The sequence below is a fragment of the Pseudonocardia xinjiangensis genome (assembly GCF_012911925.1).
GTDB lineage: Bacteria > Actinomycetota > Actinomycetes > Mycobacteriales > Pseudonocardiaceae > Pseudonocardia > Pseudonocardia xinjiangensis.
On record NZ_JAAXKY010000028.1, the window covers coordinates 39,375 to 58,110 of the forward strand.

The window sequence follows — 18,736 nt, forward strand, 5'->3', positions numbered from 1 at the left end:
TGTCAGGAGATGCGGACGACCGCCTTGCCGGGGCTCGCGGTGGGAACGGCGCCGATGATGTCCGGGACGTCGTCGAAGGAGACCACGGTGGTGACGGGGGTCCGGATGAGGCCGCGCCCGGCCAGCTCGGCCAGCCGGCCGTAGGCCGTGCGGTCCTCCTCGTCCGTACCACCGGCGAACACACCGACCGCCGCGTAGCTGCGCAGCACCATGTCCAGCGGGTCGAGCGTGGGCGGTGCTCGCCCGGCGGGTGTGGGAGAGGTCGCAGTCGTCCTGGGCGGTTCGGCAAGGACGCACGATTAGGCTTGCTCCACGTGGTCATCGGCACCTTCCTTCTGCTGGTCGGCGCCGGTGTAGCGGCAGGGCTCTCCGGGTCGATGGCCGGGCTGGCGTCGCTGTTCTCCTATCCCGCCCTGCTCGCCGCGGGCATTCCCGCCACGGCCGCCAACGTCACCAACACGGTCGCGCTGGCGTTCAGCTCCCTCGGCTCCACCGCCGGGTCCCGGCCGGAGCTCACCGGCCAGGGGCCGGCCGTCCGCCGCTTCGCGCTGCTCGCGGTGGGCGGGGGCGCCGCCGGTGCAGGACTGCTGCTGGTGACTCCCGACGGGCTGTTCCAGCGGGTCGTGCCCTTCCTCGTCGGCGGGGCGTCGCTCGCGCTGCTCCTGCAGCCTCTGATCAAGTCGGCGGCCGTCACCGCCTCGTCGCAGCGGACGAGCCCGGCCGTCATCGCCGGGATCGTCGCCGTCTCGGTCTACGGCGGCTACTTCGGTGCCGCAGCGGGCGTGCTGATGCTGGCCCTGCTGCTGGTGGGACTCCCGGTCTCGCTCCTGCAGGGAAACGCACTCAAGAACGTCCTGCTCGGGCTGGCCAACGGCATCGCCGCCATCGGCTTCGCAGTGTTCGGGCCGGTGCAGTGGTGGGCGGTGCTCCCCCTGGCCATCGGTCTGCTCGTCGGCGGCGTCACCGGCCCCGCCCTCGCCCGCAGGCTGCCCACCTCGGTGCTGCGCGTCGGGATCGCGCTCGCCGGACTGGTGCTGGCCGCCGTTCTGGGCGTGCAGGCGTTCTGACCGCCCACGCGGGTCAGCTCAGCGGGCCGGTGCCGAGGCCGGCGGCGCGGGGTCCAGCAGCCGCCGCACCCGGCGCGTGGTGCCGGAGACCACGGACTCCAGCGGGCCGCGCCGCCCACACAGCCACAGGGCGCCCCCGATCGCCGCGGCGGCCAGGACGTGCCCGAGCCAGAGTGCACCCTCCCCCGCTCCCCCGTCCGGCGTGGTGCCCGGGTAGACGGTCAACGCGACGACGTGCAGCGTGTAGAGCGTGAGGGGCACCGCACCCACCGCCGCGGGCACCAGGACCAGCGGCCGGGCCCAGCGCGCGAGCAGCAGCATCGCCCCCAGCACGGCCAGCGCGGTGCCCGTGGTGTGGGCGAGGTCGAGGGACGCGCCGGAATGCGGGATGTCGACCGCGAGCCACCACCACGTGTCGGTGGGGGTGGTGCCGTAGCGCTGCTGCTGCAGCGCCGCCGGGCGGAGCGCTGCTGCTCCACCACCCGGGCCGAGCAGCAGGGCCGACGTGCCCGCGGTCAGCAGGGCGAGCGCGGCCCCGCCGGCCAGCAGGCCCCACCCGACGTGGACGCTGCGCAGATCCAGGCGGCCCACCGCCATCCCGGCGAGCAGGTAGGTGGTCCACGTCAGCGCCGGGTAGTAACCGGTGAGCGTGAGCGTCTCCAGCAGCGCACCGGGTTCGGCGAGCGTCGCGAGACCGGGCTGGTTCCCCGGCCCGGCGGGAAGCCCGCGCCGGAGCAGCAGGCTGACCGCCGGGGTCAGGACGCAGGCCAGCACGGCACCCGCCGCGAGCGCGGGCACCGGTAGCCGCAGCAGCGGAGTTGCCACCACGAACAGCACCCCGTAATAGGCCAGGATCACCGCGACCGGCGGGTCGAGACCGGCCAGCACCAGGCCGAGCAGCCCCACCAGCACCCCACGCACGATCAGCCCGGCGGCGGCCGCGAGGTGCGCCCGGCCCCTGGCCGGAGGTACCGGGCCGCCGGTGGACAGCGCGACCCCCACCCCGGCCAGCACCGCGAACAGCGCCGAGGCCCTGCCGTCGGCGACGAGCCCGGCCGGCGTCTCGGCTCCGCCTGCGCGCAACGGCAGGATGTGCGTGGCGAACATGCCCACCAGCGCCACGGCGCGAGCTGCGTCGACACCGAGGATCCGCCCCGTGCGGGACGCGGGAGGGCCGACCGGCCCGGCGCCCGTCACCGGCCTCGCGTACCGGCCGTCATCTGCCCGCTGGGAAGGACGCCGCTGCGGCGCATCCAGTCCTCCAGCGCCCGTTGCACGGCCCGCAGCGGGGGCCGGCGCGTGGGGTCGTTGTCCATCCCCGCGTGCAGGAGGGCGAGATGGGCCGACCGCCTCGGCAGATGGGACAGCGGCGCACCCGACGCGGCCGCTCGCAGCCCGGACACGGCGTCGGGGTGCCCGCCGCGAGGGGGGTGCCCGGTGAGCGCGTAGGAGATGGTGGCCGCCAGCTGCCACGAGTCGGACGCGGGGGTGGCCCGCTCACCGCAGGCCACCTCGGGCGCGAGGAAGTCGGGCGTGCCGAGCACGAAACCGGCCAGCGTCATCGTGGCGTCGCCGGTCTTGCGGGCGATGCCGAAGTCGATCAGATGCGCCAGCCCGCCCGCGTCGACGACCACGTTGCCCGGCTTCACGTCGCGGTGCATCACCCCGCGGGCGTGCGCCGCGTCGAGCGCCCCCGCGACCCCCGCCCAGATCCGGGCGGCGGCCACGTCGTCGAGGGTGCCCCGGGTGCGCACCAGCTCACCGAGAGAGGCGCCGTCGACGTACTCCATGACGATGACCATGCCGTCGAGTTCGGCCAGCCCCGGGTCGCTCGCGGCGGGCACGAGGTCGTGGATGCGCACGCAGTGGGGGTGACGCACGGCCGCGAGCGCCCTCGCCTCCCGCTGGATCCGCTGCTCGGTCTCGGCGTCCGGGGCGTGTGCGGCCTTCAGCGCCACGGGATGGCCGAGCCGGGCGTCCTCGGCGAGCCACACCCGGCCGAACCCACCCGAGCCGAGCCTGCGGACGAGCCGGAACCGGGGTGCGGCGGCCGAACCGCCGGCACCGGCGAGCGGCGGTGCGACGGGCAGCGGGGCGCCGACGAGCGTGGGCGGCGGGGCACCCACCCGGGCCGGCGGCCCCACCGGCGCCTGCGGACCGCGATCCAGCGGCGCCTGGGGGCCCCGGTCCAGCGGCGCCGACCGCGGCACGGGCACGACGGGCGGGGCCGCTTCACGGGCGGCGAATCGTTCGGCGAGCCGGTCGGAGAGCTTGGGTCGTGCCGGCGCGTCCGCGACGGCGGACGGCGCGGACCGCGCGGACGATACGGACTGCATCGACGGCGCCCGGCCGGCGACGGCGGGGCGCGCATCGGGAGCGGGCCGCGGCACGGGTGGCGCGAGGGAGCGGCGCACCGTCTCCCGGGACGGCACGCCCGCGATCAGCACCACGAAGATCCCGAGGAAGGACCCGGCGGTGAAGCCGAGCCACAGGTGGCCCGAGGCTCCCGCCGGGGTGTCGGCGGTGAGGAAGACCAGCGCGAGTACCGGCAGCCAGAAGAACTTGGAGGGCCACGTCGGGCCACGGCGCAGCGCGAGCCGCGCCTGCACGGCCACGAACATGGCGGCGACGACGGGGAACCCGGCCAGCAGCACCACCGCGAGCCCGAACTCGACCGGCCGTGACACGTCGAACGCGCTGGCGACGCTGTAGCCGCCGAGGTAGGACGACTGCGGCCCGGCCACGCACACCGCACCACCCAGATCGTCGAGATCGGCACCGCTCAGGCCGGGAACGTCGGATCCTGCCGCGGCGAGCCGGAACACCTCACCGGTGGCGGCGAAGGCCAGCAGGGGCAGCAGCCCCGCGGCGAGCAGCCCGGTGCCCACCAGCAGGGTGGACTCACCGAACCCGTAACGCGACCCGATCCGCCTGCGCAACCCGGCCACGACCACGAGACCCGCAGTGGGCAGCAACCCGACCGCGACACCCAGCGCGGACACCGCCCACGGCCAGCCCCCGGGGCACACATCGGGCGGCACCAACCCACGCAGGCCCGCTATCAACTGGGCCACCAGGCCGGTCAGGCCGTCCACGAGATGTTCCCCCTCCACCAGCCCATGGATCCCCGTCCATCCCAACTATGGCATCACCGGGTCAGGTCAGGGTGGCGCAGGGCACTTCCCGGCCGCATCCGGACGAACACCTGCCGGATACGACGCAACCTCGTGTCAGGCGCTGTCGTCGCGGTGGCGATCGAGGTCGGCGTTGAGGCGGCCCAGCAGGTGGGCGAGCGCCTCGCTGTCGGCCTCCGACCAGTTCGCGAGCACCGTCGCCAGCGTTCTCCGGCGTACCTCCCGGACGCGCTCGACCCGGTCGGCCCCCTCCGGCGTCAGTACGACGGTCACCGCGCGCGTGTCGCGGCGGTCGGGCCGGGTCGTCACCAGAGTTGCGCCGGCGAGCCGGGCGACGTGCCGGCTCATCGTGGGCTTGGTGAGTCCGAGCCGCGCCGCGAGCTCGCCGAGCCCCAGCGGACCGCGCTCGGCGAGCAGCACCAGCACCGGATAGGTGTAGCGGTCCACCGGTCCGGCCCCGTAGCCGCGCGACCACACCGACTCCAGGGTCCGGCGTAGGAACACCGTGAGCTCGCGCTCGACCTCGCCGACAGGGTCGGACGTGAGCAGAGTCACCAGAGGCCGATCGGGATGTTCGGGCACGAACCGAGCGTACGTCGTTGCGCGATGCAACGTTGCGGCGTGCAATGGAGGTTATACAAACGTAACGATCAGCTTGAGGGTGGCATACATGTGCGGCATCTGCGGATGGGTGGACTACGAGCGTGACCTGGAGGCCCCGGCAGCCCGCCGGGAGCTCGCCGACATGACCGCAACGATGGCGTGCCGCGGTCCCGACGACGAGGGCACGTGGGTCGACGGGCCGGCCGCGCTGGGCCACCGGAGACTGGCGATCATCGACCTCCCCGGCGGGAGGCAGCCGATGACCCTGCAGGACGAAGGGCGCACCGCGCTGGCGCTGGTCTACAGCGGGGAGACCTACAACTTCCGGGAGCTGCGCGAGCGCCTGGCCGCCGGGGGGCACCGGTTCGAGACCAGCAGTGACACCGAGGTGGTGCTGCACGCCCACCAGGAGTGGGGCCGCAAGGATCCGCGGGACGCCGTACGCGAGCTGAACGGGATGTTCGCCTACGCGATCTGGGACTCCGCCGCCCGCGAGCTGGTGCTCGTGCGCGACCGGCTGGGCGTCAAGCCGCTGTACTACTACCCGACTCCGCACGGCGTGCTGTTCGGGTCGGAGCCGAAGGCGATCCTGGCCAACGCGCTGGCCGAGCGGGTGCTGGACGCCGACGGGCTGCGCCGGGCGCTCACCTTCACCGGCAACACGAGGAACGCGGTGTTCCGCGGGCTCCGGGAGGTGCCGCCCGGCCACGTGGTGCGGGTGAACCGCGAGGGCATCCGCGAGCTGCGGTACTGGCAGCTGGAGGACACCGGCCACACCGACGACGTACCCACGACGGTCCGGCACGTGCGGGAGCTGCTGGAGGACACCGCCCAGCGCCAGCTGGTCTCCGACGTGCCGTTGTGCACGCTGCTGTCCGGCGGGCTCGACTCCTCCGCGCTGACCGCGCTGGCCGCCCGGCACAGCAGCGGGCGCGTGCGGTCGTTCTCCGTCGACTTCACCGGCTACACCGAGAACTTCGTCGCCGACGAGGTGCGGTCCACCCCGGACTCCCCGTACGCCCACGCGGTGGCCGAGTTCGTCCACACCAACCACACCGACATCACCCTCTCGACCGCGGAGCTGATGGACCCCGCTGCGCGCGCCGCCACGCTGCACGCACGTGACCTGCCGGTCACCACGGGCGACCTCGACACGTCGCTCTACCTGATGTTCCAGGCGGTCCGGCGGGAGTCCACCGTGGCGCTGTCCGGGGAGTCGGCCGACGAGGTGTTCGGCGGCTACCGCGACTTCTTCGACGCCGACACCATCGCCGCGGACACCTTCCCCTGGCTCGCGGGGCGGATGCTGAACCGCGACACGACCAGACCGGGCGTGTTCGACCAGTCCCTGACCAAGCAGCTCGACCTGCCGTCCTACGTCGCCGACCAGTACCGGACGGCACTCGCGGCCGTGCCCGCGCTGACCGGGCCGGCCGCGGCCGACCCGCACGAACGCCGGATGCGCGAGATCTGCCACCTCTACCTCACGCGCTTCCTGCCCGTCCTGCTCGACCGCAAGGACCGGATGAGCATGGCCGTGGGGCTCGAGGTGCGGGTGCCGTTCTGCGACCACCGCCTCGTCCAGTACGTCTTCGGCACGCCGTGGTCGCACAAGACCTTCGACGGCCGGGAGAAGAGCCTGCTGCGCGCAGCAACCGCGGACCTGCTGCCCGAGTCGGTGGTGCAGCGAGTGAAGAGCCCGTACCCGTCCACCCAGGACGACGGCTACGAGCGAGGACTGCGCGCCCAGCTCTCGGCCCTGCTCGACCGACCCGACTCGCCCGTCGCCCCGCTGCTCGACCGCGACGCCCTGCGGCAACAGCTGGCCGAGCCCATAACCCGCCGCTCCGGGGTGGGCGCACGGTTCCAGCAGGAGCAGGTCCTCTCGCTGGACGCCTGGCTCACCGACTACCAGGTCACCGTCGACCTCTGACGCGCTTCGCTCGCGCCCTCGGGAAGTTCGCGGGCGCGGGCGGCGTTTGCCGGTTCATGGGTCTGACTCGCAGTGACGCGCCCCTGTCGGCGCACGCACCGAAGACCGTCAACTACCGCATCGACGGACCTGCCCACAAGCTGCTCATGCACCCGTTCCCGCGGCGTGTCCGGGCCGAGGTCGCCGGCCGCACGGTGCTCGACACCACCCGTGGCGTCCTGCTGCACGAGACCGCGCTCCCGGCCCGGCTCTACGTCCCGGAGACCGATCTCGACGCCTCGGCGTTCGTCCCCAGCGACCTCACCACCCACTGCCCGTTCAAGGGCGACGCCACCTACCGGTCGCTGCAGGTCGGGGACCGCTTCGTGAAGGACGCACTCTGGTCCTACCCCGACCCCACGCCCGAGGCCTCGTGGCTGGCCGGCTACGCCTCGTTGTACTGGGAGGCCGCTGACGCCTGGTTCGACGAGGACGAGCAGGTGCGAGGCCTGACCGACCCGTACCACCGCGTGGACGTCCGCCGGTCCAGCCGGCACGTGCAGGTGCTCGCGGGCGACACGGTCGTGGCCGAGTCGCACGCGCCCGTGGCGCTCGCCGAGACGGGGCTGCCCCTGCGCTGGTACCTCTCCCCCGACGACGTGCTCGTGCCGCTGGAGCCCACCACCACCAGCACGTACTGCCCCTACAAGGGCGACGCGAGCTACTGGACCGTCCGGCTGCCCGACGGCCGCGAGCTCACCGACGCCGGCTGGGCCTACCCGGAGCCCTTCCCGGAGTCGACCGGCATCGGCGGCCGCGTGAGCTTCCTGCACGACGACCTGCGGGTGCTGGTGGACGGCGAACCGGCCTGATCTCAGTCGTCGTCGTCCACGAGCAGCGCCTCGAGGGCCGGCATCGCCGCGTCGAGGATGTGGCGCTGCTCCACGTCGAGCCGGGCCAGCCGCCGGGCCACCAACGCCGTGCGGTGCGAGCGCACCTCGGCCAGCCGTGCGGCACCCTTGTCGGACAGCACGATCCGCACCCCACGGGCGTCGTTGGGATCCGGCGTGCGGATGACGAGCCCCTGGTCGTCCAGGGAGGCGAGCACCCGGCTCATCGTGGGCGCCGTCACCGCCTCCCGGCGGGCGAGCTCCGAGAGCCGAAGCGGCCCGTGCTGCTCCACAGTGACCAATGCGGACAGCTGTAGCGGCGGGATCGACTCCCGGCCGTCGATACGGATACGGCGGTGCAACCTGCCGACGACCAGCCGCAGCCTCGCTGCAAGGTCGGTCTGCTCGTCGGTGTCCACGCGCTCAGCGCTGGTCATCGGCCCATCGTGCCAGGTCCGGTGGCGGGCGTCGCCGGGGTCATACCTTGCGGAGACGGATGCCGGTGATGTTGTGTTTGGGACCCTTGCGCAGCACGAGGCTCGCCCGTCCCCGGGTCGGCTTGATGTTGCGTTCCAGGTTCGGCCCGTTGATCTCCGCCCAGATGCTCTCGGCCCGGGCGACCGCCCCCGCCTCATCCAGTGCGGCGTAGCGCCGGAAGTACGACTCCGGGTCCCGGAACGCCGTCTCCCGCAGCCGCAGGAAACGTTCGACGTACCACCGCCGGATGTCGTCGGTGGCGGCGTCGACGTAGACGGAGAAGTCGATGAAGTCACTGACCGCCAGCGCCGCGCCGCCCTCCCGAGCGGGCTGGGCGGGCTGCAGGACGTTGAGACCCTCGAGCAGCAGGATGTCCGGGCGGTGCACGGTGAGCCGCTCGTCCGGGACGATGTCGTACACCAGGTGCGAGTAGACCGGGGCCGTCACCTCGGAGCGCCCGGCCTTCACCTCGGTGACGAACCGCAGCAGCCCGCGCCGGTCGTAGGACTCCGGGAAGCCCTTGCGCGTCATCAGCCCGCGCCGCTCCAGCTCCGCGTTGGGGTGCAGGAACCCGTCGGTCGTCACCAGCTCGACGCGCGGGTGCTGGGGCCAGCGGGCGAGCAGCAGCCGCATCAGCCGCGCGGTGGTGGACTTCCCCACCGACACCGAGCCCGCGATCCCGATCACGAACGGGGTGCGGGCGGTGTTGGCGCCGAGGAACGTCCGGTAGGCGCGGTAGAGCCGGCCGCCCTCCTGCACGTGCATCGTGAGCAGCCGCGACAGCGGCAGGTACACCTCGCGCACCTCGTCGAGGTCCACCTCGTCACCGAGGCTGCGCACCTGGTCGAGCTCCTCGGCCGTGAGCGGCAGCGGCGTGTTCTCGCCGAGCTTCGCCCACGCCTCCCGGTCGAAGTCCACGAACGGCGAGGACGCCTCGCGCGCACCGTTGCGACTGACGTCCATGACCGTGCAACTTAGATCCCCGTGGTCGGCCACCGCTTCGAGACGTGACCGGCATGACGTCGGAAATCCGGCGCTCGGCCCGCGGTCAGCCGACCGGCGCGACGCACCCTAGACTGGAGGCTCCGCCTGACGAGGAGCACGCCTGTGCCCCCTGCACACCCCGCTGAGCCGGGTTGCAGTAGTAGGCCGGGTCCCACCCGGCATTCCCTTCCGCCCAGCCGCAGCGCCCGTGGCGAGTACAAGCGATGAGCGAGCTTGCGAGCGAATCAGTGTTACAGCGCCTTCGCGAAGCGCCGGCCGAGCGCAGCGAGGTTGAGCGATGAGCGAGCTTGCGAGCGAATCAGTGTTACAGCGCCTTCGCACTGCGATGTCTCACTGTGGGCCGGCCGGGCGCAGCGAGGTTGAGCGATGAGCGTTCTGCTGTCCGTACTGGGGCTGATCGCCGTCGCCGCGCTCACGCTGGGCACGGCGATCTCGGTCGCCTCGGAGTTCGCCCTCACCGCCCTCGAACGCAGCCAGGTCGACGCCTACGTCGCCGAGGCCGGTGACCGGCGCGCGCGCACCGTGCAGAACGCCCACCGCAACCTGTCCTTCCAGCTGTCCGGGAGCCAGCTCGGCATCACCGTCACCACGCTCGTCACCGGCTACATCGCCGAACCCGCGATCGCGTCGTTGTTCCGGCCGGGGCTCACCGCGCTCGGCATCTCCGACGGGCTGTCCGCCGGCATCGCCACCGTGCTGTCGCTGCTGCTCGCCACGGCACTGTCGATGGTGTTCGGCGAGCTCGTACCGAAGAACCTCGCCATCGCCGACCCACTGCGCACCGCACGGGCCGTGGTCTGGCTGCAGAGCGGGTTCGCCCACGCGTTCAGCTGGCTGATCACCGGGCTGAACTCCGCGGCCAACACCGTGGTGCGCCGGCTGGGCATCGAGCCGGCGGAGGAGCTGCGCTCGGCCCGGTCGCCGCGGGAGCTGAGCTCGCTCGTGCGCACCAGCGCGCAGCACGGCACCCTCGACGCCGGGACCGCCACCCTGCTCGACCGCTCGCTGCGGTTCACCGACCGCGTCGCCGAGGACCTGATGACCCCGCGCGTGCGGGTCGAGTCCCTCGACGCCGACGACACCGTCGCCGACCTGGTCTCCCTGTCCCGGCGCAGCGGGTTCTCCCGGTTCATCGTGCACGACCGCGACCCCGACGCCGTGCTCGGCGTGGTGCACGTCAAGCAGGCGTTCGGGGTGACTGCGGAGGAACGCAGGCGCGTCGCGCTGCGCGGCATCGTGCAGACGGTCCCGACCGTCCCGGAGTCGCTCGACGGCGACGAGCTGCTCACGCGGCTGCGCGACTCCGGCCTCCAGCTCGCCGTGGTCGTCGACGAGTACGGAGGCACGGCGGGCATCGTCACCCTCGAGGACCTCATCGAGGAGATCGTCGGCGATGTCCGCGATGAGCACGACCGCGCCGAGCAGGCGAGGGTGCGCCCGCTCGGGCGCGGCAGCTGGCTCGTGTCCGGCCTGCTGCGCGGCGACGAGGTGGCCGAGGCCACCGGGTTCGAGATGCCCGATGGCGACTACGAGACGCTCGCCGGACTGGTGCTGTCCCGGCTGGGCCACATCCCCGACGTCGGTGAGGACGTCGTCGTCGACGGGTGGCGGCTCACGGTGATGCGCCGCGACCGCAACCGGATCGCCGAGCTGCGCCTGGCCCGCGCCGGCAGCACCGACCCGGCTCCGAGCGCCAAGCGAGAGGAGGCCGCACGTGGCTAACGACCTGCTCGCCCTGCTCGCGGCCATCGCCCTGCTGGCCGCCAACGCGTTCTTCGTCGGCGCCGAGTTCTCGCTCATCTCCGCCCGCCGCGACCGGCTCGAGGCGATGGCCGCCTCCGGCACGCCGGCCGCGCGCACCGTGCTCCGGGCCGGCGCGGACCTGTCCCGCATGCTGGCGGCGTCCCAGCTCGGCATCACGATCTGCTCGCTGCTGCTCGGCCGCCTCGGCGAGCCCGCGGTCGCGCACCTCATCGAGCGGCCCCTGGAGTGGATAGGCCTGCCGGACGCCGTGCTGCACCCGATCGCGTTCGCGGTGTCGCTGGCCATCGTGGTCGTCGCGCACATCCTGCTCGGCGAGATGGTGCCGAAGAACATCGCCATCGCGGGGCCCGAGCGCACGGCGATCTGGCTGGTGCCGCCGTTCCTCGTCTTCACCAAGCTGATGCGCCCGCTGATCGAGCTGTTCAATGTAATGGCCAACGGCGTCCTGCGGCTCATCCACGTGGAGCCCCGCGACGAGCTCGAGTCCTCCTTCACCTCAGGTGAGCTGGCCGACCTCATCGCCGAGTCGGGGCGGGAAGGCCTGCTCGACGACCACGAGTCCAGCCGGCTCAGCCGCACCCTCAGCTCCGCCGAGGCGACCGTCGCCGACGTCCTCGTACCCACCGAGGAGCTGGTGTCCCTGCCGGCCGACCCGAGGGTCGAGGACGTGGCCCGCGCCGTCGCCGACACCGGCTTCTCCCGGTTCCCGGTGCGGGCCGTGGACGGCACGCTCGCCGGCTACCTCCACATCAAGGACATCCTCGACCTGGTGGACGACCCGGCGGCCGCGGTGCCGGTCGAGCGGATCCGCGGCCTGCCGGAGGTGCCGGTGTCCTTCCGGCTCGACGAGGCGCTCGCCGTGCTGCGCCGTTCCCGCGCCCACCTGGGCCGTGCGGTGGGCGGGCGCGGCGAGACCGTCGGTGTGGTGGCGATGGAGGACCTCGTGGAGCACTACGTCGGCGAGGTCCGCGACGCCACGCACGCCCCGCGCGCCCAGGCCTGAGAGCGCCACGCGACGCCCGGCCGGGGAGCGGCCGGGCGGTAGCGTGGACCGTCGTGACGAGCAAGCTCTCCTGCGCCGCACCCCTCGTGCTCGACGAGGCGGTGTGGCGGGAGCGCGCCGCCGCGCACCGGGCCCGGGTCGAACGGTGGACCCTGCCCCACCGGGAACGCCGCCGTCGCGGCGAGCCGCACCCCGTCATGGACTTCCTGTTCACCTACTACTCCCTGCGGCCGGTCCGGCTGGAGCAGTGGCAACCCGGACCGGGCGCGCTGCTGCTGGGCGGCGACGAGCTGCTGGCGGTCCCTGGCCACGTCCGTGACGGCGACAGCGTGCGTCTCGCCGTCGACGCCCTGGCGCCCCGGGTCACCACCACCGCGGCCTTCGTGCGCGACCTGCTCCTCGCCACCGCGTCCCGGCCCGCCCGGTTGGGCTGCTTCGGGCTCCACGAGTGGGCGATGGTGTACCGCAGCGACGCCCCCCGCCACGAGCAGGTGCCGCTGCGGCTCGGAGCGGCCGGCACCGACGCGGTGGTCGACTCGCTCCCGGTGCACTGCACACACCACGACGCCTTCCGCTTCTTCACCCCCGCGGCGCGCCCGCTCAACGCGATGACCCCGGAGCGGGCCGACCAGATCGCGAACGAACAGCCCGGCTGCCTGCACGCCACCATGGACCTCTACAAGTGGGCCTACAAGCTCCTGCCCGCCACACCGGCGGAGCTCGTGGCCGACTGCTTCGCCCTCGCCGTCGAGGTGCGGGAGCTGGACATGCGCGCCAGCCCGTACGACCTCTCGGGGTACGGCTACTCCCCCGTCCGCATCGAGACCCCGGCCGGCCGCGCCGAGTACGCCCGCGCCCAGGCCGGGTTCGCCCGGCGGGCCGCCCCACTGCGACGACGGCTCGTCGAGCTGTGCGAGGCCCTTCTCCCCTCCTGACGCTCCCCCGCCCTGCTGTTGTCGTGGCGTGGTCCGTCGGTCAATGTTTGATCGACGGCATGTTGGCGTCAATGATCGATTGACATCGTGAAGCAGAGGGGTTGACCATGGACAACACCCCTGGCGTCGAACCCGAGTGATCCCAAGTCCGTGTATCAGGCCCGCACCCAGCGGTTCTTCCTTGTGCGGGCGGGTGGCCAGGAGGGGGTACACCCGCCCGCACGGCACGGCCGACGCCCCTCCCCCGCTGCCGGCGCTGCGTGACCACCGCGAGATCCGCGTTTCGGCCCTCCGCAGGGCGAACAGCCGGATCTCGAACCGATCATGGGGGCCGGCGCGCCGTCCCGCGCCCCGCGGCACCGACCCCCGCGAGTCGCCCACTTCGCGTGCGCGAGTCGCCCGGTTTTTGTGGGTGAGTCGCCGCTCGGGGGCTCTTGGGGGCCTGCCGGGATAGCTTGCTGGGGCTGTCCAGTGAGGTGACGGCCGAGTATGACGCGGACCGGACCGCGAAGTGGCATCGCGGGCTGGTCCGGGCAATGGTGGGCGTGAAGTACGACGCAGGCAAGGCCCGCGTAGTCGCCGAGGAGGCGATCCGCAAGGCGGTCACCACGAAGGACAACCCGGCCGACTTGATCAACGTCGCGTTGGAGGAGCTGGTGCGGGCGCGGTGTGAGCTGCCCGGGTTCTCCACGCTGACCGGCTGGTCGCGGCGATCCGGTCAACGACGAACATCGCGCTGTACGCGATGGTCGCGGCCCGGATCGACTTGACGGGCAAGGCCCGACTGGCGCGGCTGCTGTGGCTGGACCCGACCTCGGGCCGCAGCGAGTTCGACCGGCTCGAGACACCGGCGAAGGCGGCGTCGCTGGGAAAGTTCAAGCTGCGCCTGGCCCACCTGCAAGCGCTCGACGAGCTCGGCGCGACCGAGCGGTGGTTCGACGGCATCCCGGCGACGAAGATCGCGCATTTCGCCGGAGAGGCGGGTGACCGACGTCGGCGACCTGCGGGACATCGGCGAGGCGAAGCGGTGGACGCTGCTGGCCGCCTTGATTCACGAGTGCCGGACTACGGCTCGGGACGAGGTCGCGACGATGTTCTGCAAGCGGATGGCCGTGATCCACAAGACGGCCCGGGTGTCGGCGGCGGCGGCGATGCGGGTTTGGGTGAGCAGTTGCTCGGCTTGGACGAGGCGTTGTTTGTACTGGTGGAAGTTGAATCCCGCGAGGGTGATCGCCACGAGTCCGCCGGAGTAGCCGGCGAAGGCCACCTATTGGTGGTCGATCGTCGCGGTGCCGACGGCCGCGACGAGGACGCCGGCGGCGGTCAGGGTCGTGGCCAGTGCGGTGTTAGCTCTACGGCTGTGGTGAACGCTCCCATACCGGCCAGGGCCAGCGCCGAAGGGCATGGGGGCGATGCTCATGAGCAGGCCACCTGCAGTGACTAGCGCCCCGCTGGCGGCGGTCGCGGTGAGGGTGCGGTGCTGATTGTTGAAATATGCGGTGACGGTCCTGACCAGCCAGCCCAGGCATGCGACCACGACGCAGATCAGTACGGCCAGTGCCTGACCGTGAAGACCCAATCCCGGTGTGCGGGCGTTGATTCCGTAGACGATGCCGCCGAGTCCGGCCAGGCTTACACCCAGCCGCACCGGCCACCATCGCCGTGGCACCCATTGCCCCGTCACTACCACCGTCGTCGCTCCTTATCTGCATCTGCCGTAGCGCAACGATGTCACTGACCAACCCGAGCAGGCCACAGCGCACCGATCGATCACTCGTGCAAGCCAGAGCACCCTGGTCGCGCGGCCTCAGCCTCGCGACCAGGGTGGGAGAACGATAGGGGTGGTTAACGCCGTCGGCGCCCCCGCATCTTGAAGGCCATCACGCCCACCACGGCGAGGACAACCACGGTCAGCCACACCGCGGTTGGCACACCGGACAACAGGCCAATGGCAGTCAGCAGGGATCCGATCAACATGGGTGGTGCTCCTTCGATGGTCACTATCGCGACGGCATAACCGTTGATGACGACGCTACGAACACCGCCCCGGATGTGTCGTCGGTTCGCGGTAGGAACCGCGGTGGAGATTTCCCAGGCAGATATCCACCCCGATCTCCACCTCCAGCACGAGGACACCCTGCCCGGAAACCTTCTAGTGTCACCGCCGATCGCCTCAGTGACCGCACGGGATCAGGGAGGGTGTGATGGCGAGCATGCATGCCGCATCGGCGCCGGTCAGGGCGGTGCGGACCCCGGCGGGGGATCCGGCCTGGTTGGTCAGCGGCTACGACGAGGTGCGGGCGCTGATCGCTGACTCGCGTCTGTCGTGGACCACGAGCGCGGCGGGTGCCTCTCGCTACTCGCAGGCGGCGGCGATGGTGATCTGCGAGGTCCTCGGTGTGCCACCGCAGGACCGGACCGAGTTTCGCATCTGGTCGGACGAGGCAGCCTGCACGACCGACCGGGACCGGGCGCAGGCCGGCCGGGACCAGCTGCACACCTACATGGCTGCACTGATCGAGGACAAGCGTGCCCACCCCGGCCAGGATGTGCACACGGACCTGGTCGCGGCCGCCGACGCGCAGGGCCACGATCCCCAGAAGGTGGTCGTCCGGTTGGCCGCCGGGTTGCTGTTCGCCGGGCACGAAACCACGGTCGGAGCCAAGATCGGCCTGATCGTGGACTCGCTGCAGATCCAGAGCATCGACGACCAGGATGTCGGCTACATCCAGGCGATGGCGGCCCCGCACAACGCGGCCATCCAGCGCGAGGCGCAGATCGCGCAGGCGCGGGCGAACCAGGCCGCCGCGGAGGCGCAGCAGGAGTCCCAGCGCAACAACGTCATCGTGCTCAACGGCACCGACGGGCTCGGCGATCTCACCGCCGGCCTGATCAGCCAGGGGCTGCGGATCTTCGACTCGGTGCGGCAGAACCTCGGCAACGACGCGCCTGGTACGGCGCCGGCAATGGGCCAGGACGGGGACCGGTGACCGACGTCCTGATCGCGGGCGCCGGACCCACCGGGCTCACGCTGGCCATCGAGCTGGCCCGCCGGGGCGTCGACGTGCGCATCGTCGACCGAGCTGCCGAGCACTTCCCCGGTTCGCGCGGCAAGGGGCTCACCGCACGCAGCCAGGAGGTGCTGGACGACCTCGGTGTCGCCGACGAGGTGCTGCACTACGGGTTCCGGTACCTGCCACACCGGCGGTACCTCGACGGCGACCTGGTTGCCGAGGCCGACCCGCACGCCCAGCGGGCACCCACACCGGATCGGCCCTACGACGGCGGGCTGCTGATCCCGCAGTGGCGGATCGAGCGGATCCTGCGCGCGCGGCTCGCCGAGCACGGCGTGCGGGTGGAACTGGCCGCAGGCCTCGCCGAGTTCAGCCAGTCCGCGAACGGTGTGCATGCGGTGCTGGATACCGGCGAGCGGGTGGCTGCGCGCTACCTGGTCGGCTGCGACGGCGGACGCAGCACGGTGCGCAAGGCACTCGGCGTGCGCTTCGAGGGCCAGAACGGGGAGCAGGCCATGCTGCTCGGGGACGTCGAGCTCGGCGGGCTCGAACCGGACGCCTGGTACCAATGGACCGTCCGCCGGCGCGGGTTCCTGGCCCTGTGCCCGTTCCGCCACGAGCGGTCCTGGCAACTGCAGGCCGTACCGTTCAGCGACTTCGGCGCGGAGGGCAGCCTCCCCGAACCCTCGCTGCCGTACTTCCGGCGGATCGTGGACGATCTCGCCGACGGGCACGGCATCCGGCTCTCGAAGGCAAGCTGGCAGTCCACGTACCGGGTGAACGTGCGGATGGCCGACCGGTTCAGGGTGGGCCGGGTGTTGCTGGCCGGCGACGCAGCGCACGTGCATCCGCCGGCCGGCGGCCTCGGCATGAACACCGGCATCCAGGACGCGTACAACCTCGGCTGGAAGCTCGCCATGGTGTGTTCCGGCGCGCGGCAGTCGCTGCTGGACAGCTACCAGGAGGAGCGGCTCCCGGTCGCCTCGTGGACGCTCGGCGTGAGTGCCGAGGGGCTGCGCAGGGTCGCGGGGCGGTTCGTCAACGGTGGCAGCACGGACATCGCGGGCGGCGCGCCCCCGGACGGCCAGCAGCTCGGGCTCGGCTACCCGGCCAGCTCGCTGTCCGTCGACGGCGACGCCGGGAATGGACCGCGCGCCGGTGATCGTGCGCCCGACGCGCCCTGCGTGGACAGCTCCGGCACGCCACGGCGGCTGTTCGACGCCTTCCGCGGCCCGCATTTCACCCTGCTCGGCTTCGGCGAGTCCTGCGCCGGTCCACTGCAGGACGTCGGAACCGCCCACCGTGGACTCATCAAGCCGGTGGCGGTCGGCGCGCCGGGCAGCGGTGCCGATCTGGTGGACGTCGAGGGGCACGCGCGGACCGCGTACGGCGTCACCGGGGACACCCTCGTCCTGGTGCGGCCTGATGGCTACCTCGCGCTGCGCGCACCCGGCGCGAGCAGGACTGCCGTGCGGGACTACCTGGACCGGGTCGGCGTCAGCCGGAGCGCTTGACCGCCGAGACGTCGACGTCCAGGGTGATATCGCCGACCAGCACGCCGCCGGCCTCCGGTGACGCGTTCCACGTGATACCCCAGTCCTTGCGGTTGACCGTGCAGCCGATCTCGAACCCGATCCGGTCGTTGCCCATCGGGTCGTGCGCCGCCCGGGTGAACTCCACGTCCAGGGTCACCGGCTTGGTCGTGCCCTTGATCGACAGGTCACCGGTCACCCGGTAGCTGTCGCCGCCGCCATGCTCGACGACGGTGCTGGTGAAGGTGATCTCCGGGTAGGTCGGCATGTCGAAGAAGTAGTCGTTGCTGCGCAGGTGCTCGTCCCGGTCCTTGACGCCGGTGTCGATGCTGGTGGCCACGATGCGCAGGGTGCCGCTGGAGCGCGTCGGGTCCTCGCCGTCGACGTGCAGGTGGCCCTCGAACCAGCAACGGTGGCAGCATCCGGCGGTAGTAGTTCGAGTACGAGGATCGCAGCACGGTGCGTACCCGTGCTTGGAAGGCACGCTCGTTGGCTTTGGCCTCCCGGACCAGTTCCCACAACGTTTTCTCGCCTACCGCTGGAAGTAGGCATCCCGCACCACATCGTCCGGGTGCTCGACGGCCGCCTCGGCCAGCCTGAACAGGATGCCCTCCTTGCCGCGAACCCAGACCGCGCTACTGCGGGCCATCGCCGAGAGCCAGGTCAACAACATGGGCGGCCACACCTACTACGGCCGCACCGACGGAGGCCGGTACCAGAAGCTGACCGCGCGGGTGCGCGACCTTCGCGACCTTGGGCTGATCAACCCGTACGGCGTTGCGATCAAGCACGGCAAGACGATGCCGGCGACCGAGCAGTTCGCCGACCACTTCGTCGTCACCCTCACGAACCACGGGGAACAAGCCCTCGCCACGACGGAAATCCAGTGACATGAACGAACAGAACCTGCCGACCTGGAACGACATCCTGCACAACACCCGCGCCAGCCTGACCACCGCCCGGACGTCGCTGGCCGACGCACGCGACCACCTCAGCTCCGACTGGCGCCCGGTCGGCACCGAACTCGCCCAGCACGAAACCGACGCCCGCACCTGCGCGTTCGAGCTGATCGGCCAGGCCAGAGCCCTGATCGACCAGGCGAAGAACGTGCTCTACGACGCACAGCGATAGCCGCGCGGAAACCGCTGACCAGAAGCTTTGCAGGCTCATTGCCCGTTTCGCTCATATCCCGGCAGGCCCCCTCGTAGCGCTCATGCGCCGCGTCACGCCACCACTCCCCGCAGGCGCGACCACCGCAGCGCGGTGGCCCAGGTCCGGCCGCCGGCGCCCACTCCCCCGTAGCCCGGCCCGCCGCCTTCTCGGCCGGCGCACTGGTCAATCTTTCGTACACCGAATGCCGGCGTCATTGATTCGTTGACAAGAGGAGGGGTGGGTGTTCG

General features: G+C 72.0%; 21 protein-coding genes. 12 read left to right on the top strand and 9 right to left on the bottom strand.

Annotated features, from left to right (window positions below; genetic code table 11):
- Positions 1 to 2: 2 nt before the first annotated feature.
- Positions 3 to 212, bottom strand: a complete 210-nt coding sequence (locus tag HF577_RS11440) for a hypothetical protein (RefSeq protein WP_169395772.1) — start codon at positions 210 to 212, stop codon at positions 3 to 5.
- 102 nt (positions 213 to 314) lie between these two features.
- Between HF577_RS11440 and HF577_RS11445 the strand changes: the two genes are divergently transcribed.
- Positions 315 to 1,067, top strand: coding sequence for a sulfite exporter TauE/SafE family protein (locus HF577_RS11445; protein WP_312859077.1), 753 nt, complete (start codon positions 315 to 317; stop codon positions 1,065 to 1,067).
- 18 nt (positions 1,068 to 1,085) lie between these two features.
- Here HF577_RS11445 and HF577_RS11450 read toward each other — a convergent pair whose 3' ends face one another.
- The 3 genes from HF577_RS11450 to HF577_RS11460 all read right to left on the bottom strand — a co-directional run bounded on the left by HF577_RS11450 (position 1,086) and on the right by HF577_RS11460 (position 4,756).
- Entirely contained in the window at positions 1,086 to 2,264 is a 1,179-nt protein-coding gene (locus HF577_RS11450; protein ID WP_169395773.1) for a heparan-alpha-glucosaminide N-acetyltransferase domain-containing protein, read from the bottom strand.
- Positions 2,261 to 4,180 (bottom strand): protein kinase domain-containing protein, encoded by a 1,920-nt coding sequence (locus HF577_RS11455; protein ID WP_312859078.1) that lies wholly within the window; start codon positions 4,178 to 4,180, stop codon positions 2,261 to 2,263. Before HF577_RS11455 ends, HF577_RS11450 begins: the two co-directional genes overlap by 4 nt.
- 117 nt (positions 4,181 to 4,297) lie before the next feature.
- Positions 4,298 to 4,756: a MarR family winged helix-turn-helix transcriptional regulator gene (locus HF577_RS11460; RefSeq protein ID WP_169395774.1), complete on the bottom strand. Its 459-nt coding sequence runs from the start codon at positions 4,754 to 4,756 to the stop codon at positions 4,298 to 4,300.
- A 115-nt stretch (positions 4,757 to 4,871) separates the two neighbouring features.
- Here HF577_RS11460 and asnB point away from each other — a divergent pair, with 115 nt between their 5' ends.
- Together asnB and HF577_RS11470 are read left to right on the top strand one after the other, a co-directional pair.
- Complete coding sequence (gene asnB, locus HF577_RS11465; RefSeq protein ID WP_169395775.1) at positions 4,872 to 6,737, top strand: asparagine synthase (glutamine-hydrolyzing); 1,866 nt, start codon at positions 4,872 to 4,874, stop codon at positions 6,735 to 6,737.
- 56 nt (positions 6,738 to 6,793) lie between these two features.
- Positions 6,794 to 7,588 (top strand): DUF427 domain-containing protein, encoded by a 795-nt coding sequence (locus tag HF577_RS11470; protein WP_169395776.1) that lies wholly within the window; start codon positions 6,794 to 6,796, stop codon positions 7,586 to 7,588.
- A 2-nt stretch (positions 7,589 to 7,590) separates the two neighbouring features.
- Here HF577_RS11470 and HF577_RS11475 read toward each other — a convergent pair whose 3' ends face one another.
- The gene (locus HF577_RS11475; protein WP_169395777.1) at positions 7,591 to 8,043 is read right to left on the bottom strand and encodes a MarR family winged helix-turn-helix transcriptional regulator; all 453 of its coding nucleotides are present in this window, start codon (positions 8,041 to 8,043) and stop codon (positions 7,591 to 7,593) included.
- A gap of 40 nt (positions 8,044 to 8,083) precedes the next feature.
- Entirely contained in the window at positions 8,084 to 9,046 is a 963-nt protein-coding gene (gene coaA, locus HF577_RS11480; RefSeq protein ID WP_169395778.1) for a type I pantothenate kinase, read from the bottom strand.
- A 408-nt stretch (positions 9,047 to 9,454) separates the two neighbouring features.
- Here coaA and HF577_RS11485 point away from each other — a divergent pair, with 408 nt between their 5' ends.
- The 5 genes from HF577_RS11485 to HF577_RS38190 all read left to right on the top strand — a co-directional run bounded on the left by HF577_RS11485 (position 9,455) and on the right by HF577_RS38190 (position 14,234).
- The gene (locus HF577_RS11485; protein WP_169395779.1) at positions 9,455 to 10,810 is read left to right on the top strand and encodes a hemolysin family protein; all 1,356 of its coding nucleotides are present in this window, start codon (positions 9,455 to 9,457) and stop codon (positions 10,808 to 10,810) included.
- The gene (locus tag HF577_RS11490; RefSeq protein WP_169395780.1) at positions 10,803 to 11,855 is read left to right on the top strand and encodes a hemolysin family protein; all 1,053 of its coding nucleotides are present in this window, start codon (positions 10,803 to 10,805) and stop codon (positions 11,853 to 11,855) included. The genes HF577_RS11485 and HF577_RS11490 overlap by 8 nt, the downstream gene beginning before the upstream one ends.
- Positions 11,856 to 11,908: 53 nt before the next feature.
- A complete protein-coding gene (locus tag HF577_RS11495) occupies positions 11,909 to 12,790 on the top strand; it encodes a 3-methyladenine DNA glycosylase (RefSeq protein WP_312859079.1) in 882 nt (293 codons plus the stop codon).
- 455 nt (positions 12,791 to 13,245) lie between these two features.
- A complete protein-coding gene (locus tag HF577_RS38185; protein ID WP_246266231.1) occupies positions 13,246 to 13,560 on the top strand; it encodes a DUF4158 domain-containing protein in 315 nt (104 codons plus the stop codon).
- On the top strand, positions 13,536 to 14,234 hold the full coding sequence (locus HF577_RS38190) for a hypothetical protein (RefSeq protein WP_246266232.1): 699 nt from the start codon (positions 13,536 to 13,538) through the stop codon (positions 14,232 to 14,234). Before HF577_RS38185 ends, HF577_RS38190 begins: the two co-directional genes overlap by 25 nt.
- 401 nt (positions 14,235 to 14,635) lie before the next feature.
- Here HF577_RS38190 and HF577_RS39205 read toward each other — a convergent pair whose 3' ends face one another.
- Positions 14,636 to 14,767, bottom strand: coding sequence for a hypothetical protein (locus tag HF577_RS39205; RefSeq protein WP_281359733.1), 132 nt, complete (start codon positions 14,765 to 14,767; stop codon positions 14,636 to 14,638).
- Between the two features lie 227 nt (positions 14,768 to 14,994).
- Here HF577_RS39205 and HF577_RS38195 point away from each other — a divergent pair, with 227 nt between their 5' ends.
- Positions 14,995 to 15,780: a hypothetical protein gene (locus HF577_RS38195; protein ID WP_246266233.1), complete on the top strand. Its 786-nt coding sequence runs from the start codon at positions 14,995 to 14,997 to the stop codon at positions 15,778 to 15,780.
- A complete protein-coding gene (locus HF577_RS11515) occupies positions 15,777 to 17,318 on the top strand; it encodes an FAD-dependent oxidoreductase (RefSeq protein WP_169395781.1) in 1,542 nt (513 codons plus the stop codon). The genes HF577_RS38195 and HF577_RS11515 overlap by 4 nt, the downstream gene beginning before the upstream one ends.
- Here HF577_RS11515 and HF577_RS11520 read toward each other — a convergent pair.
- Together HF577_RS11520 and HF577_RS11525 are read right to left on the bottom strand one after the other, a co-directional pair.
- Complete coding sequence (locus HF577_RS11520; protein WP_169395782.1) at positions 17,302 to 17,820, bottom strand: YceI family protein; 519 nt, start codon at positions 17,818 to 17,820, stop codon at positions 17,302 to 17,304. The genes HF577_RS11515 and HF577_RS11520 overlap by 17 nt on opposite strands.
- A 48-nt stretch (positions 17,821 to 17,868) precedes the next feature.
- Positions 17,869 to 18,009 carry a hypothetical protein gene (locus HF577_RS11525; protein ID WP_169395783.1) on the bottom strand — a complete coding sequence of 47 codons (141 nt, stop codon included), beginning with the start codon at positions 18,007 to 18,009 and terminating at the stop codon, positions 17,869 to 17,871.
- On the opposite strand from HF577_RS11525, the gene HF577_RS11530 reads away from it, so the two are divergent.
- Together HF577_RS11530 and HF577_RS11535 are read left to right on the top strand one after the other, a co-directional pair.
- Positions 18,008 to 18,226 carry a hypothetical protein gene (locus HF577_RS11530; RefSeq protein ID WP_169395784.1) on the top strand — a complete coding sequence of 73 codons (219 nt, stop codon included), beginning with the start codon at positions 18,008 to 18,010 and terminating at the stop codon, positions 18,224 to 18,226. The two genes, HF577_RS11525 and HF577_RS11530, sit on opposite strands and share 2 nt — an antisense overlap.
- Before the next feature lies 1 nt (position 18,227).
- Positions 18,228 to 18,467, top strand: coding sequence for a hypothetical protein (locus HF577_RS11535; protein WP_169395785.1), 240 nt, complete (start codon positions 18,228 to 18,230; stop codon positions 18,465 to 18,467).
- The last annotated feature ends 269 nt before the right edge of the window (positions 18,468 to 18,736 follow it).